This is a genomic window from Acidovorax sp. Q11 (assembly GCF_054950075.1).
The window spans coordinates 78,177-92,057 of the sequence record NZ_JBUDZG010000014.1 but is presented as its reverse complement, the minus strand read 5'-3'; the positions used below and the strand labels follow the sequence as shown (position 1 = coordinate 92,057).

Annotated in this window: 13 protein-coding genes; 11 read left to right on the top strand and 2 right to left on the bottom strand. The window is 65.0% G+C overall.

The window, feature by feature from the left end:
* Positions 1-39 precede the first annotated feature (39 nt).
* Entirely contained in the window at positions 40-624 is a 585-nt protein-coding gene (locus tag ACYZGB_RS13125; protein ID WP_462388808.1) for a YqiA/YcfP family alpha/beta fold hydrolase, read from the bottom strand.
* A gap of 141 nt (positions 625-765) precedes the next feature.
* Between ACYZGB_RS13125 and ACYZGB_RS13120 the strand changes: the two genes are divergently transcribed.
* From ACYZGB_RS13120 to ACYZGB_RS13090, 7 genes are all read left to right on the top strand, one after another.
* Positions 766-3,204: a protein kinase domain-containing protein gene (locus ACYZGB_RS13120; RefSeq protein ID WP_462388806.1), complete on the top strand. Its 2,439-nt coding sequence runs from the start codon at positions 766-768 to the stop codon at positions 3,202-3,204.
* A gap of 50 nt (positions 3,205-3,254) precedes the next feature.
* The gene (gene rodA / locus ACYZGB_RS13115) at positions 3,255-4,427 is read left to right on the top strand and encodes a rod shape-determining protein RodA (protein ID WP_462388804.1); all 1,173 of its coding nucleotides are present in this window, start codon (positions 3,255-3,257) and stop codon (positions 4,425-4,427) included.
* Positions 4,428-4,570: 143 nt separating this feature from the next.
* A complete protein-coding gene (locus ACYZGB_RS13110; RefSeq protein WP_094291513.1) occupies positions 4,571-4,912 on the top strand; it encodes a YegP family protein in 342 nt (113 codons plus the stop codon).
* Positions 4,913-4,992: 80 nt separating this feature from the next.
* Positions 4,993-6,477 carry a metalloprotease TldD gene (tldD, locus tag ACYZGB_RS13105; protein ID WP_462388802.1) on the top strand — a complete coding sequence of 495 codons (1,485 nt, stop codon included), beginning with the start codon at positions 4,993-4,995 and terminating at the stop codon, positions 6,475-6,477.
* Positions 6,478-6,583: 106 nt separating this feature from the next.
* On the top strand, positions 6,584-7,120 hold the full coding sequence (locus ACYZGB_RS13100) for a hypothetical protein (protein ID WP_462388800.1): 537 nt from the start codon (positions 6,584-6,586) through the stop codon (positions 7,118-7,120).
* A 283-nt stretch (positions 7,121-7,403) separates the two neighbouring features.
* Positions 7,404-8,525 carry a 3-deoxy-7-phosphoheptulonate synthase gene (locus ACYZGB_RS13095; protein ID WP_462388798.1) on the top strand — a complete coding sequence of 374 codons (1,122 nt, stop codon included), beginning with the start codon at positions 7,404-7,406 and terminating at the stop codon, positions 8,523-8,525.
* A 131-nt stretch (positions 8,526-8,656) separates the two neighbouring features.
* Positions 8,657-8,968: a hypothetical protein gene (locus ACYZGB_RS13090; protein ID WP_462388796.1), complete on the top strand. Its 312-nt coding sequence runs from the start codon at positions 8,657-8,659 to the stop codon at positions 8,966-8,968.
* Between the two features lie 58 nt (positions 8,969-9,026).
* Here the strand turns inward: ACYZGB_RS13090 and mpl are convergent, their stop codons facing one another.
* Positions 9,027-10,448, bottom strand: a complete 1,422-nt coding sequence (mpl, locus tag ACYZGB_RS13085; protein WP_462388795.1) for a UDP-N-acetylmuramate:L-alanyl-gamma-D-glutamyl-meso-diaminopimelate ligase — start codon at positions 10,446-10,448, stop codon at positions 9,027-9,029.
* 206 nt (positions 10,449-10,654) lie between these two features.
* Here mpl and ACYZGB_RS13080 point away from each other — a divergent pair, with 206 nt between their 5' ends.
* From ACYZGB_RS13080 to accC, 4 genes are all read left to right on the top strand, one after another.
* Positions 10,655-11,254, top strand: a complete 600-nt coding sequence (locus ACYZGB_RS13080) for a hypothetical protein (protein ID WP_108617346.1) — start codon at positions 10,655-10,657, stop codon at positions 11,252-11,254.
* Positions 11,251-11,847 (top strand): TlpA family protein disulfide reductase, encoded by a 597-nt coding sequence (locus tag ACYZGB_RS13075; protein ID WP_462388792.1) that lies wholly within the window; start codon positions 11,251-11,253, stop codon positions 11,845-11,847. Before ACYZGB_RS13080 ends, ACYZGB_RS13075 begins: the two co-directional genes overlap by 4 nt.
* Before the next feature lie 160 nt (positions 11,848-12,007).
* The gene (gene accB / locus ACYZGB_RS13070; protein ID WP_063458981.1) at positions 12,008-12,460 is read left to right on the top strand and encodes an acetyl-CoA carboxylase biotin carboxyl carrier protein; all 453 of its coding nucleotides are present in this window, start codon (positions 12,008-12,010) and stop codon (positions 12,458-12,460) included.
* Between the two features lie 7 nt (positions 12,461-12,467).
* Complete coding sequence (gene accC / locus ACYZGB_RS13065) at positions 12,468-13,817, top strand: acetyl-CoA carboxylase biotin carboxylase subunit (RefSeq protein WP_462388791.1); 1,350 nt, start codon at positions 12,468-12,470, stop codon at positions 13,815-13,817.
* The last annotated feature ends 64 nt before the right edge of the window (positions 13,818-13,881 follow it).

Here is a 13,881-nt window from a genome sequence, read left to right as displayed (position 1 = left end):
GCGGTTCCGTTGTGCCCCGGAATAGGCTCAGGTTGAGGCTCAGGCCAGGTCCAGAAACTCCACCACCTGCGGCAGGTAGTCGGCAAATTTGCCCAGCGCATGGTCCCCGCCCTCTTGCACGATCTGCCGGGCCTGGGGATAGCGCCCCGCCATCTCGCGCCAGTCGAGCACTTCGTCACCCTTCGCAATGATGGCCAGCTCCGGGCCCGCCGGTGGGCGGCCGCGCATGTCCAGGGCCTGCAATTCGGCGATGTACTCGGGCAGAAAGTAGAAACGCTCTTCGGGGTTTTGCCACGTGGTCTGTTCGCCGATGTAGCGGGCCAGATCGCGGGCCGGGTCCACGGCGGGGTTCAGCATCACTGTGGGGCAGCCCGCGTGTTGGGCCACCCAGCTGGCATAGAACCCGCCCAGCGACGACCCCACCACCGCCATCGCCGCGCGCGGCCAGGTGGCAATGCCCTCTGCCACCAGCGCCATGGCCGCCTGTGGAGAGGGTGGCAACTGCGGGCACCAGAAGGTGACCGCCGGGTGGTGCTGGGCCACATGCGCCGCCATCTGGCGGGCCTTGGCCGAAAGGGGCGAGGAGCGGAAACCGTGCAGGTACAAAAGGTGCGTGGTGGCCATCAGGAGACAAAAAAAAGCGAGAAAAACGCGGGGCAGGGGAATCACTGCTCCAGACCGGGCGGCGCAGGCATAAGATGCGAGGTATCAAATCGTAACCACGGGGCGCCATGCAGCGCGGCGCCTTGATTCGCCCCCTGCACCATGCCCGATTTTGCCCCGCTCTCCACCACCCGACGTTGGGCGCTCGGATCAGGCGACAAGCCTCCCGCCACGCTGGGCCGCTTTGAGCTGAAAAAGCAGTTGGGCCGGGGTGCGCAGGCCACGGTGTGGCTGGCGGTGGACCCGCGCCTGCAGCGCGAGGTGGCCATCAAGCTCATGCGCCCCTTGCAGGATCAGGACTCTTCGGTACTTGAGCAGTGGCTGCGCGAAGCACGCCACGTGGGGCGCCTGGCCCATCCGTACATCGTGCCCGTGTTCGAGGCCGATGTGCAGGGCCTGCAGCCCTACATCGTGTTCGAATATGTGCCCGGCCGCACGCTGGCCGAACACCTGGCCCAGCAGGGGCGGTGCACGCCGCACGATGCCGTGGCGCTGATGGTGGATGTGCTCGACGGCCTGCAGGCCGCGCACCAGGCGGGCATCGTGCACCGCGACCTCAAGCCCTCCAACATCATGGTCGATGCCCAGCGCCACGCGCGGGTGATGGACTTTGGCCTGGCTGCCCCCGTGCAAGCCGCGCCGGATGCGCAACTGGCCAGCGGCACACCGGCTTACATGGCCCCCGAGGCCGCTGCAGGCGCAGCGCCCACCCCGGCGATGGACGTGTACTCTGCCGCGCTGGTGCTGGTCGAGCTGCTCTCGGGCAAGCCGCTGATCCACCAGAAGGACACCTGGCAGGCGCTGTACCGCCTGGCGAACGAAGACCTTGCCCTGCCCGAAGACCTGGGGCCGGGCGTGGACGACGGCCTGCGCGCCATCCTGCAGCGTGGCATGGCGCGCGACCCCGGCCAGCGCTACGCCTCGGCGGCGGATTTCCGCGACGCGCTGCGCGCCTGGGCCGCCCCGGCGAGTGCCCCCACTGCGGCGAGCAATGCCACGCTGGACTTCTTGCTGCGGCGCATGCGCCACAAAAGCGATTTCCCGGCGCTGTCGGATTCGGTGGCGCGCATCCAGCGCGTGGCCAATTCGGAAGACGACAGCATCAGCGACCTCACGCACGAGATACTCAAGGACGTGGCGCTGACCAACAAGCTGCTGCGCCTTGTCAACAGCGTGCACTATGCCCATGCCAGCCGGGGCACCATCAGCACCGTGTCGCGCGCGGTGAGCCTGGTGGGTTTCAACGCGGTGCGCAACATGGCGCTGAGCCTGGTGCTGCTGGACCACATGCAGGACAAGCCGCACGCCAGCCAGATGCGCGAGGAGTTCCTGCGCGCCATGATGGCGGGCTCGGTGGCCGCCGAGCTGTGCGGGGCCAGCCAGGCGGCCGAAGAAGCCTTCATCGGCGCCATGTTCCAGAACCTGGGGCGCATGCTGTGCGAGTTCTACTTTCCTGAAGAAGCGCGCCAGGTGCGCAGCCTGGTGGCCTCGGGGCGCATGGAAGGGGGGGAGGAATCAGCCTCCCTGCAGGTGCTGGGGCTGGGGTTCGAAGACCTGGGCGTGGGGGTGGCGCGCGTCTGGGGCCTGCCCGAGAGCCTGCAGCGCTGCATGCGCAAACCGATGGGGTCGCCCACGCAGCGTGCGCCCGAGCAGGGCGTGGAGCGCATGCGCTGGGCGGCCATGGCCGCCAACGAGGTGGCCAGCACGCTGCTGTTTGGCGATCCTGCCCAGATGGAGGCCCAGCTGGGCCAGGTCGGGACCCGGTACGCCCGCACCCTGGCCCTGTCGGCTGAGTCCATTGCCGAGGCCACCTTGCGCGCGCGCCACAAGCTGGTGGCGCTGGCCGAGGCGCTGGACCTGCGGGTGGCGCCCGACACCCCCGCCGCCCGGCTGCTGCGGCTGCCGCAGCCCGCAGGCGCCTCATCGGTGGCCGAGGATGCCCTGGGCTCCCACGAGTTGCGCCCCAGCGAAACCGCGCCCCTGCCGGCCGTGCTCGAATCGCAGGCGGGCGGCGCGGTGTCGGTGGCGCAGGTCAATGAAGTGCTGGCGGCGGGCATCCAGGACATCACCAATGCCATGGTCGAGAGCTTTCAGCTCAACGACGTGCTGCGCATGATCCTGGAGACCATGTTCCGGGCGCTGGGCTTTCGGCGCATGGTGTTTTGCCTGCGCGACCCCAAGACGGAGGTGCTGACCGGCCGTTTTGGCCTGGGCGAGGGCAGCGAGGCCGCCGTGCGCGCCATGAAGGTGCCGCTGAAGGCCCAGGGCGACCTGTTTGCCGCCGTGTGCCTGCGCGGCGCCGACACCCTGATCAACGACGCCACCGAGCCGCGCATGCAGGCGCGCTTGCCACAGTGGTACCGCACGGGGCTCAATGCCCCCTCATTCCTGCTGCTGCCGCTGCAGATCAAGGGCCAGACCTTTGCCCTGATCTATGCCGACCAGACGGTGGCGGGCGGTATTGTGGTGGACGACAAGGCCCTGGGCCTGCTGCGCACCCTGCGCAACCAGGCGGTGATGGCCTTCCGGCAGGCGGGGTGACGGCGCAGGGAACTGGTGCCACGTTGTCCTGGCCATCCGATAATCGGGGGATGGCCGTCGTATTTGAAAAGCCCACGCTGTCCCAGCGCCTTGTTCCCCTTTTCCGTGGGTTCGACCTTCCCCTCATTCTGGTGGTGGCCCTGCTGACCTGCGCGGGCCTCACTGCCATGTACTCCTCGGGCTTCGACCACGGCACCCGTTTTGCTGACCACGGGCGCAACATGCTGATTGCGGGTGCTATTCTTTTTGTAGTCTCCCAGGTGCCGCCGCAAAAGATCATGGCCTGCGCCGTGCCGCTGTATGCAGTGGGCGTGGCGCTGCTGGTGGCCGTGGCGCTGTTCGGCATCACCAAGAAGGGGGCCACACGTTGGATCAACGTGGGTATCGTCATCCAGCCCAGCGAAATCCTCAAAATCGCCATGCCGCTGATGCTGGCCTGGTGGTTCCAGAAGCGCGAGGGCACCTTGCGCCCGCTGGATTTTGTGGCGGCGGGGCTGCTGCTGGTGGTGCCGGTGGGCCTGATCATGAAGCAGCCCGACCTGGGGACTTCGCTGCTGGTGCTGGCGGCGGGCCTGTCGGTGATCTTCTTCGCCGGCCTGTCCTGGAGGCTGGTGCTGCCGCCAGTGCTCATTGGCGGCCTGGGCATTGCCATCCTGGTGATCATGGGCGATGCGTGGTGCGCGGACGGGGTGCGCTGGCCCGTGTTGCACGACTACCAGCAGCAGCGCATCTGCACGCTGCTGGACCCCACCCGCGACCCGCTGGGCAAGGGCTTCCACATCATCCAGGGCATGATCGCCATCGGCTCGGGGGGCGTGTGGGGCAAGGGCTTCATGGCCGGCACGCAGACCCACCTGGAGTTCATCCCCGAGCGCACCACCGACTTCATCTTTGCTGCCTATTCCGAGGAGTTCGGCCTCGCAGGCAACCTGTTCCTGATCGTCTGCTTCCTGCTGCTCGTCTGGCGCGGCCTGGCGATTGCCGTGGGCGCCACCAGCCTGTTCGGGCGCCTGATGGCAGGGGCCGTGTCGATGATCTTCTTCACGTATGCCTTTGTGAACATGGGCATGGTCAGCGGCATCCTGCCCGTGGTGGGGGTGCCGCTGCCCTTCATCAGCTATGGCGGCACGGCCATGGTCACGCTGGGGCTGGCGCTGGGCATCCTGATGTCGGTGGCGCGGGCGCAGAAGCAGGACACCAAGGACCCTCGGGCTGCGCTTTAGGGTCTGATTGCTATCCCCTGCGAGACCGCAGGCTCGCTCATGGCCGGGTCTGGCGCAGGGGTTTGTGCGGCGTTGCGTGCGCCGGGCCTTCCGGTTACAAAGCGGCTGCCAACTGTGTTTTGGCAACCTCTGGAGGTACTCCCATGGCGTCGAAGTTCGAGCTGAAGAAGTCCAAGAACGACAAGTTTGTGTTCAACCTCCTGGCGGGCAACGGGCAGGTCATCCTGACCAGCGAGATGTACGACTCCAAGGCCAGCGCGCTCAACGGCATCGAGTCCGTCAAGAAGAATGCACCCAACGACGGCCGCTATGGACGGCTCTGTGCCAAGGACGGCTCCCCCTACTTCACACTCAAGGCGGCCAATGGCCAGGTGATCGGCCAAAGTCAGATGTACTCCGGCGAAAAGGCGCGCGACGCGGGCATCGAGTCCGTCCAGCAAAACGCACCTGGCGCGCCAACCAGCGACCTGACCGCGGCAGGCTGAGGGGCTGGAGCCCAGTGGCAGGCGCTGCCGCCCGTGCCCTTGCGCCCGTGCGGGCATGGCCAGGCGCCTAAAATGCCCCGATGACTTTCCGCACCCCCACTGCCGCCCCCCAGCGCGCGGCAACCAGCCAGCGCATCGATGTTGCCCGTGAACTGCTGCTGACCCCCTTCGGTCTCGACGAAAGCCACCTGGCCCGTGCACTGGCCGAGATCCGTGCCCACCAGGTGGACGATGCCGACCTGTACTTTCAGTACACGCGCAGCGAAGGCTGGAGCCTGGAGGAGGGCATCGTCAAGACGGGCTCCTTCAGCATTGACCAGGGTGTGGGTGTGCGTGCCGTCAGCGGCGAGAAGACGGCCTTTGCGTATTCGGACGACATCTCCGAGGCATCGCTGCTGGATGCGGCCCGCACTGTGCGGTCAATTTCGGCCTCTGTGCGCGCTGGTAAAGCAAAGATTGCTCCTAAAAAAGTAGCATTGAGCCGCAGCCTGTACCCGGGTGTAGACCCGATCGCCTCGCTGGACAGTACGGCCAAGGTCGCGCTGCTGGAGCGGCTGGAACAACGCGCCCGTGCCAAGGATCCGCGCGTGGCCCAGGTCATGGCGGGCCTGGCCAGCGAATACGACGTGGTTCTTGTGGCCCGTGCCGACGGCACCCTGGCGGCCGACGTGCGTCCGCTGGTGCGCCTGTCGGTCACGGTGATCGCCGAGCAGAACGGCCGCCGCGAGATGGGCTCCGCCGGTGGCGGCGGGCGTTTTGGCCTGGCCTATTTTGACGACGAGCAGATGGGCAAGTACGTGGACGAGGCCGTGAATGCCGCCCTGGTCAACCTCGAATCGCGCCCCGCGCCGGCGGGCGAGATGACGGTGGTGCTGGGTTCGGGCTGGCCCGGCATCCTGCTGCACGAGGCTGTGGGCCACGGGCTGGAGGGTGACTTCAACCGCAAGGGCTCGTCCGCCTTCAGTGGCCGCATCGGCCAGCGCGTGGCCGCCAAGGGCGTCACGGTGCTCGACGACGGCACCATCGCCGACCGCCGGGGCTCGCTCAACGTGGACGACGAAGGCCATGCCAGCCAGCGCAACGTGCTGATCGAGGACGGCATCCTGAAGGGCTACATCCAGGACAGCCTCAACGCACGCCTGATGGGCGTGGCGCCCACCGGCAATGGACGCCGCGAGAGCTATGCCCACATCCCCATGCCCCGCATGACCAACACCTACATGCTGGGTGGCGACAAGGACCCGCAGGAAATCATCGCCAGCATCAAGAAGGGCCTGTACGCCAGCAACTTTGGTGGCGGCCAGGTGGACATCACCTCGGGCAAGTTCGTGTTCTCGGCCAGCGAGGCCTACTGGGTCGAGAACGGCAAGATCCAGTACCCCGTGAAAGGCGCCACCATCGTGGGCAGCGGCCCCGAGTCGCTCAAGAAGGTGACCATGATCGGCAACGACATGCGCCTGGACAGCGGCGTGGGCACCTGCGGCAAGGAAGGCCAGAGCGTGCCCGTGGGCGTAGGCCAGCCCACACTGCGCATTGAGGGGCTGACGGTGGGTGGGACGGCCTGAGATCTGGCGCGGGTGCGCCCATGTGTTGCGCGCTCCCACCACCTGCGTTTCGCGGAAGGTGCAAAGCGCTGCGCAGCTCTGCAGGCAGCGCAAAATGGGGATCACCATGCCCGCTACGCGTCCCAGCCAACTGCTGACACTCCAGTCGTTTGGGGACATCAGCCGTTTTCTGCGGGAAGGTGTGGCCGACGAAGACTCGCGCCAGCTGCGCGACAGCCTGGGTGCGCTGTCCATGCAGATCGATGAAGCGGTCCGCGCCCGCCGCACCAGTACGGACACGGCCGAGATCACGCGGCGCGTTGTGGCGCTGTCGCACTGTGCGCGAGAGCACCAGCTGTTCTTGACGGGTCTGGGTTCCGCTTGGCATGCGCTGTATGAGTTTGGTGCCTACCAGCGCGCGTTGCGGGACTTGCGCAATGCCATTGCCGACTGGCAGCAAATGCTGGAGCGCCGCAGCACCCGCGAAAGCGCGAGTTTTGACCACTTCGAACTGCTGGCATGGCGCACGCTGGGCGAGGCGCTGTTGCTGGTGGATATGTACGAGCACCAGAGCGATCCACCCAGCGATCTTCAGGAGGCGCCGCCGCGCAAGGTGTCTGCGCTGCAGCGCTTGCATGCCTGGTTGCGCCGCCTGCGGGGCTGAGACAAGCCCGGACATTGGGCCTGACATCGAGCAGTTTGTCGTGCAATCGCAACAGTCTGGGGTTGCTGCACTGCCGCACTCCTGTGCTACATTGGTTGCCATGCAAGTTCGCAGCGCGTTTTATTTTTGGTTTTTTATCTCGGTCCCCGGCGGATGAGAGGAAAACGCGCAAGCAAACACAACCTCCCCATACCAACCGCCGACGCTGCAAAGCCCGGCGGTTTTTGTTTTTCAGCCCTCCCGTTTTTCCATCCACTCCAACCGACTCCACGAGGAAGCAACCATGACGGTCTCCAACACCCCCACCAGCGATGCCTGGTACCGCAGCGTCGAGAAAACCAGCCAGACCGACGACGAACGTATCAAGGACATCACCGTGTTGCCTCCTCCAGAGCATCTGATCCGCTTCTTCCCTATCGGCGGCACGCCGGTGGAGACGCTAATCACCCAGACCCGCAAGAACATCCACAACATCATGGCCGGCAAGGATGACCGCCTGCTGGTCATCATCGGCCCCTGTTCCATTCATGACCCCGCTGCTGCGGTGGACTACGCACGCCGCCTGATGGCCGTGCGCACTCAGTACGCCGACACCCTGGAAATCGTGATGCGCGTGTACTTCGAGAAGCCACGCACCACCGTGGGCTGGAAGGGCCTCATCAACGACCCCTACCTGGACGAGAGCTACCGCATCGATGAAGGCCTGCGCATTGCGCGCCAGCTGCTCATCGAGATCAACCGCCTGGGCATGCCTGCGGGCAGCGAGTTCCTGGACGTGATCTCGCCCCAGTACATCGGCGACCTCATCAGCTGGGGCGCGATTGGTGCGCGCACCACCGAAAGCCAGGTCCACCGCGAGCTGGCATCGGGCATTTCGGCGCCGATCGGTTTCAAGAACGGCACGGACGGCAACATCCGCATCGCCACCGACGCCATCCAGTCGGCCAGCCGGGGCCACCACTTCCTGTCGGTGCACAAAAACGGCCAGGTGGCCATCGTCAACACCAAGGGCAATAAAGACTGCCACGTGATCCTGCGCGGCGGCAAGACGCCCAACTACGACGCCGCCAGTGTGGCCGCTGCCTGCAAGGACCTCGAAGCCGCCAAGCTGCCCGCCACGCTGATGGTGGACTGCAGCCATGCCAACAGCAGCAAGCAGCACGAAAAGCAGCTTGAAGTGGCGCGTGATGTTGCGGCGCAATTGGCGGGGGGCTCGCGCAGCGTGTTTGGTCTCATGATCGAAAGCCACCTCACGGCCGGTGCCCAGAAATTCACGCCAGGCAAGGACGATGCGGGCAAGCTGGAGTACGGCAAAAGCATCACCGATGCCTGCCTGGGCTGGGACGATTCGCTGCAGGCGCTGGCAGAACTGTCTAACGCTGTGAAGGCGCGCCGCGCGCGCTGAGTGCCCGTGCAGCGACTGGCTCTAAACTGAGACCCGTGAAGACTGCACATCCCGTGCAGTTCCGGGCTTCCATGGGCCTCTTGGATAGGCCTTTGGAGCAAGTCCGCAGTTCAGAAGAAAGGCGAGTCACCATGCATAGCGAAGTGTCGGTCAAGCTGACCGGAGATCAAGAGTTCCGTTTTGACCTGGCGGGCGCAGAGCCCATGGGCCACGAGGCGGGTCGGCGCTGGCTGGATGAGCAATTCATCTCGCTGGACTGCGAGCCATTGCGGGCCAGCGGTAAGGTGCTGCTGGCCGACAAGGTGCTCACCGTGGCCCGCGCTGCTGGAGCCTCGCTGATGCAAGACGCTGCCTGGTCGCGCGACTTTGCACGCGCCGCCAGCGCTGCGCTGGCCAAGCCCATCGTGCGGGTGGATGTGCCAGGCATGGCGGTCACGTTCTGATCTGCTTTTTATCAAGTAAAAAGACGATGGGCGCCCGTTGGATAAGCGCAAGCAGCTATTAATTTTGTAGTGCCTGCAGCAACTTGGCGTGGATACCCCCAAACCCGCCATTGCTCATGCACACCACGTGATCCCCCGGCCGGGCTGACTGCACGACCTGGGCCACCAGTGTGTCGATGTCGGCTGCGGTTTGCGCGCGCTGGCCTGGGCCTACGCCCAGGGGGGCGAGGGCCTCGGCGGCATCCCAGTCCAGTCCTGCCGTATGGCAGAACGCGAGATCGGCGGGCTCCAGGGCCCAGGGCAGTTGGCTCTTCATGGCGCCCAGTTTCATGGTGTTGCTGCGGGGCTCGAACACGGCCAGGATCCGTGCGCTGGAGCCCAGGCTGCGGCGCAGGCCGTCCAGGGTGGTGCGCAGCGCCGTCGGGTGGTGTGCAAAGTCGTCGTACACGGCCACGCCGCCCACGGTGCCACGCAGTTCCATGCGCCGCTTGACGTTCTGGAAGGTGGCGAGGGCGCTGGCGGCTTGTTCGGGGGAGACTCCGACATGGTGGGCGGCTGCGATGGCGGCCAGTGCATTGAGCTGGTTGTGCACGCCGGTGAGGGACCATTCCACGCGGGCCACGCGGCGGCCTTTGTGCATGACATCAAACGCTTGGGGGTCGCCTGCGGCGTAAAAGTCGTTCACTGCCGCGCCAAAGCTGGTCACTTCGCTCCAGCATCCGGCGTGTAGCACCCGGACCAGGCTCTCTTCCAGCCCGTTGGCGACTACGCGTCCCGATGGTGGCACGGTGCGAACGAGGTGGTGGAACTGGCGCTCAATGGCGGCCAGATCGTCAAAGATGTCGGCGTGGTCGAATTCGAGATTGTTCAGTACGGCGGTACGGGGCCGGTAGTGCACGAACTTGCTGCGCTTGTCGAAGAAGGCGGTGTCGTATTCGTCCGCCTCAATCACAAACAGTGGCGCTGTGCCCAGCGGCGTGGGGGCGGGCGCAGGGCGTTGGGCAGCACCCAGCCGGGCGGACAGGCCGAAGTTCAGCGGCACACCGCCAATCAGAAAGCCAGGCTGCTGGCCCGCGCTTTCCAGGATCCAGGCCAGCATTGAGGTCGTGGTGGTCTTGCCGTGGGTGCCTGCCACGGCCAGCACATGGCGCCCCTGCAGCACATGTTCGGCCAGCCACTGGGGGCCGCTGGTGTAGGGCAGGCCAGCGTCCAGGATGGCTTCCATCAGAGGGAACTTGGGGGTGCCATCGGGCAGCCGGGCGCGGCTGACCACGTTGCCGATCACAAACATATCGGGTTGCAGCGCCATCTGGTCGGCGCCAAATCCCTCGATCAGGTCGATGCCCAGTGCCCGGAGCTGGTCGCTCATGGGGGGGTAGACGCCGGCGTCGCAACCGGTCACCTGGTGGCCTGCCTCGCGGGCCAGCGCTGCAAGGCCTCCCATGAATGTGCCGCAGATCCCTAGTATGTGTATGTGCATGGTCGCTGATTCTAAGGCCGCCGCGATGCTGGAAAATATTGGTAAAAAAGGCCTTCTTCGCGCACTGTGTATGCTCTAAATGCTATAAAAAATATAGTGTTTGTGGTGGTTTCGTTTCTGGGGTGTTCGTGGGCCTTGCGCGGGGGCAGGGCGGCCCGTCATGGATCGCGCGCACAATGCGGGCTCCTCCGCTGTCTTCCACTTTCATGCACACACCTTTGAGCGAAGAAATCGCCCACACCACGGCGCGCCTGGTGGTCGAGGAAGGGCTTGAATGGGGGCCCGCCAAGCGCCGGGCCCTGCGCCAGATGGGGCTGCCTGCCCGCACTCCGTTGCCGGACAACGATCTGGTGGAAGCGGCGGTGCGGGAGTACATCGAGATCTTCTGTGCCGACACGCAGCCGCGCGAGTTGCGGGCGCTGCGCCAGCTGGCGCTGGTCTGGATGGAGCGCATGGCGGCGTTTCGTCCTCACCTGGCGGGGGCGGTCTGGCACGGCACTGCCACGCGCCTGTCGGATATTTACTTGCAGTTGTTTTGCGATGACCCCAAATCTGCGGAGATCGCGCTGATCGACCACCATGTGGACTATGAGCCCCGCACGGTGACGGGCTTCCATGGCGAATCGGTCGAGGCCCTGAGCCTGGGCAGCAAGTCGCCGGAGCTCAATGAGATGATCGGAGTGCATTTGCTGATTTACGACCTTGATGATCTGCGGGGCGCCTTGAAGCCCGATGCCAAAGGCCGCACCCCGCGCGGTGACATGACGGCCGTGCGCCGCCTGCTCCAGGAAACCAGTGCCCCATGACGAAGACGACCCCCTCCGATTTGCCTGAATCCGCACCTGTATCACCGACCGTGCTACCGCAGGCTTCCTCTCCCACTCGCCGCCGTCTGCTGTATGCCGGTGTGGCCGGGGCTGCGGCCGTGGGAGGGGCAGGCCTGGCATGGTGGAAGTTTCAGCCCCATGCCATGGAGGCGGGGGCGGAGCAGGCGCTGTGGAGCATGGAGTTTGAGAAACCAGAGGGCGGCGTCGTCGCATTGAAGTCTTTCTCTGGCAAACCGCTGCTGCTCAACTTCTGGGCGACCTGGTGTCCGCCCTGTGTGGAAGAGTTGCCCATGCTGAACGCTTTTTATCGCGAACATGCTGCCAAAGGCTGGCAAGTGCTGGGTTTGGCGATTGACCAGCCCTCGGCGGTGCGCAAATTTCTGGCGCGCCTGCCACTGGAGTTTCCTGTGGGGCTGGCGGGTTTGGGCGGGACGGACCTGGGGCGTTCGCTGGGCAACCTGACGGGCGGGCTGCCCTTTACCGTGGTGCTGGGCGGGGCGGGGCGGGTGCTGCACCGTAAAATGGGGCAAGTGACCGCGCAGGATCTGCAGCTGTGGGCCCCCTTGCGGTAAGGCTTGTGGAGGCTGTTTTTGGGTTGCTGTTGTGATTTCGGGGGGCTCGGGCGGCCTATTTCCATGATGGAGTTCATGGAAAATACATGTGGAAGACTGCGATAGGGTGAAATTGGAGTAAATTCGCGCCCTGTTCAGTTTTATAGCCGTTGGAGCTTCCATGGATCTGCGAAAACTCAAAACCCTCATCGATCTCGTGTCCGAGTCGAATGTGTCCGAACTCGAAATCACGGAGGCCGAGGGCAAAGTCCGCATCGTCAAGAGCGGTGGCGCTGTGGTTCAGCAGTATGTCCCGGCCCCCATGCAAGCCCCGGTGGCACCTGCACCCGCAGCCGCTGCCCCCGTGGCAGAGCTGCCTGCTCCGCCTGCGGTGCCCGCAGGCCACATCGTCAAGTCGCCCATGGTCGGCACCTTCTACCGCTCGTCCAGCCCCGGCGCCAAGGCTTTTGTAGAAGTCGGCAGCCAAGTCAAGGAAGGCGAGACCATCTGCATCATCGAGGCCATGAAGATCTTGAACGAGATCGAAGCCGACAAGTCGGGCACGGTCACGCGCATCATGGGCGAAAACGGCCAGGCCGTGGAATACGGACAGCCGCTGTTCGTCATCGAATAAGGCACCCATGTTCAAGAAGATTCTCGTTGCGAATCGCGGAGAGATCGCTCTCCGCATCCAGCGCGCGTGCAGCGAACTTGGGATCAAGGCCGTGATGGTCTATTCCGAGGCCGACCGCGACGCCAAGTACGTCAAGCTGGCCGAAGAGGCGGTGTGCATCGGCCCCGCGCCCTCGCCGCTGTCCTACCTCAACATGCCGGCCATCATCTCGGCGGCCGAAGTGACCGACGCCGAGGCCATTCACCCCGGCTATGGCTTCCTGTCCGAGAACGCCGACTTTGCCGAGCGTGTGGAAAAGAGCGGCTTCCAGTTCATCGGCCCCACGCCCGAGTCGATCCGCATCATGGGCGACAAGGTGTCGGCCAAGCAGGCGATGATCCGCGCGGGCGTGCCCTGTGTGCCGGGCTCCGAGGGTGAACTGCCCGATGATCCGGTGCAGATCCGCCGCATCGCCAAGGCCGTGGGCTACCCCGTGATCATCAAGGCCGCAGGCGGCGGCGGTGGCCGTGGCATGCGCGTGGTGCACACCGAGGCTGCACTGGTCAATGCCGTGCAGATGACCAAGGCTGAAGCGGGTGCCGCGTTTGGCAATCCGGCGGTGTACATGGAGAAGTTCCTCCAGAACCCCCGCCACATCGAAATCCAGATCCTGGCCGACAAGCACCGCAATGCTGTGTACCTGGGTGAGCGCGATTGCTCCATGCAGCGCCGCCACCAGAAGGTGATCGAAGAAGCACCGGCTCCCGGCATCCCCCGCAAGTTGATCGAGAAGATCGGCGAGCGCTGCGTGGCGGCCTGCAAGAAGATTGGCTACCGGGGTGCGGGCACGTTCGAGTTTCTGTACGAGAACGGCGAGTTCTACTTCATCGAGATGAACACCCGCGTGCAGGTGGAGCACCCGGTGACCGAATGGATCACCGGTGTGGACATCGTCAAGACGCAGATCATGGTGGCGGCCGGCGAGAAGCTGCCTTTTACCCAGCGCCATATCGAAATCCGTGGTCATGCCATCGAATGCCGGGTGAATGCGGAAGATCCGTATAAGTTTGTCCCGTCACCGGGGCGCATCACGACCTGGCATCCGCCGGGCGGCCCGGGCGTGCGTGTCGATTCGCATGCCTACACCAACTACTTTGTGCCGCCCAATTACGACTCGATGATCGGCAAGATCATCGTGCACGGCGACACGCGCGAACAGGCGCTGGCCCGCATGCGCACGGCATTGTCCGAGACCGTGATCGAAGGCATCAACACCAATGTGCCGCTGCACCGCGAGCTGATGGTGGATGCGAAGTTCATGGCCGGTGGCACCAACATCCACTACCTGGAAGAGTGGCTGTCGCAGCACAAGCGCTGAAGACGGCTCCTGGCAGTTTCACATGCTGGCCCTTGGCAACAAGGGTCAGCATTTCATTTTTCTG

Bases quoted from the DNA above. Each gene is read 5' to 3' on its own strand.
- mpl (WP_462388795.1), bottom strand. From the start codon at position 10,448: ATGCACATACACATACTAGGGATCTGCGGCACATTCATGGGAGGCCTT.
- tldD (WP_462388802.1), top strand. From the start codon at position 4,993: ATGACTTTCCGCACCCCCACTGCCGCCCCCCAGCGCGCGGCAACCAGC.
- ACYZGB_RS13075 (WP_462388792.1), top strand. From the start codon at position 11,251: ATGACGAAGACGACCCCCTCCGATTTGCCTGAATCCGCACCTGTATCA.
- accC (WP_462388791.1), top strand. From the start codon at position 12,468: ATGTTCAAGAAGATTCTCGTTGCGAATCGCGGAGAGATCGCTCTCCGC.
- ACYZGB_RS13090 (WP_462388796.1), top strand. From the start codon at position 8,657: ATGCATAGCGAAGTGTCGGTCAAGCTGACCGGAGATCAAGAGTTCCGT.
- ACYZGB_RS13100 (WP_462388800.1), top strand. From the start codon at position 6,584: ATGCCCGCTACGCGTCCCAGCCAACTGCTGACACTCCAGTCGTTTGGG.
- rodA (WP_462388804.1), top strand. From the start codon at position 3,255: ATGGCCGTCGTATTTGAAAAGCCCACGCTGTCCCAGCGCCTTGTTCCC.
- ACYZGB_RS13095 (WP_462388798.1), top strand. From the start codon at position 7,404: ATGACGGTCTCCAACACCCCCACCAGCGATGCCTGGTACCGCAGCGTC.
- ACYZGB_RS13110 (WP_094291513.1), top strand. From the start codon at position 4,571: ATGGCGTCGAAGTTCGAGCTGAAGAAGTCCAAGAACGACAAGTTTGTG.
- ACYZGB_RS13080 (WP_108617346.1), top strand. From the start codon at position 10,655: ATGCACACACCTTTGAGCGAAGAAATCGCCCACACCACGGCGCGCCTG.
- accB (WP_063458981.1), top strand. From the start codon at position 12,008: ATGGATCTGCGAAAACTCAAAACCCTCATCGATCTCGTGTCCGAGTCG.
- ACYZGB_RS13125 (WP_462388808.1), bottom strand. From the start codon at position 624: ATGGCCACCACGCACCTTTTGTACCTGCACGGTTTCCGCTCCTCGCCC.
- ACYZGB_RS13120 (WP_462388806.1), top strand. From the start codon at position 766: ATGCCCGATTTTGCCCCGCTCTCCACCACCCGACGTTGGGCGCTCGGA.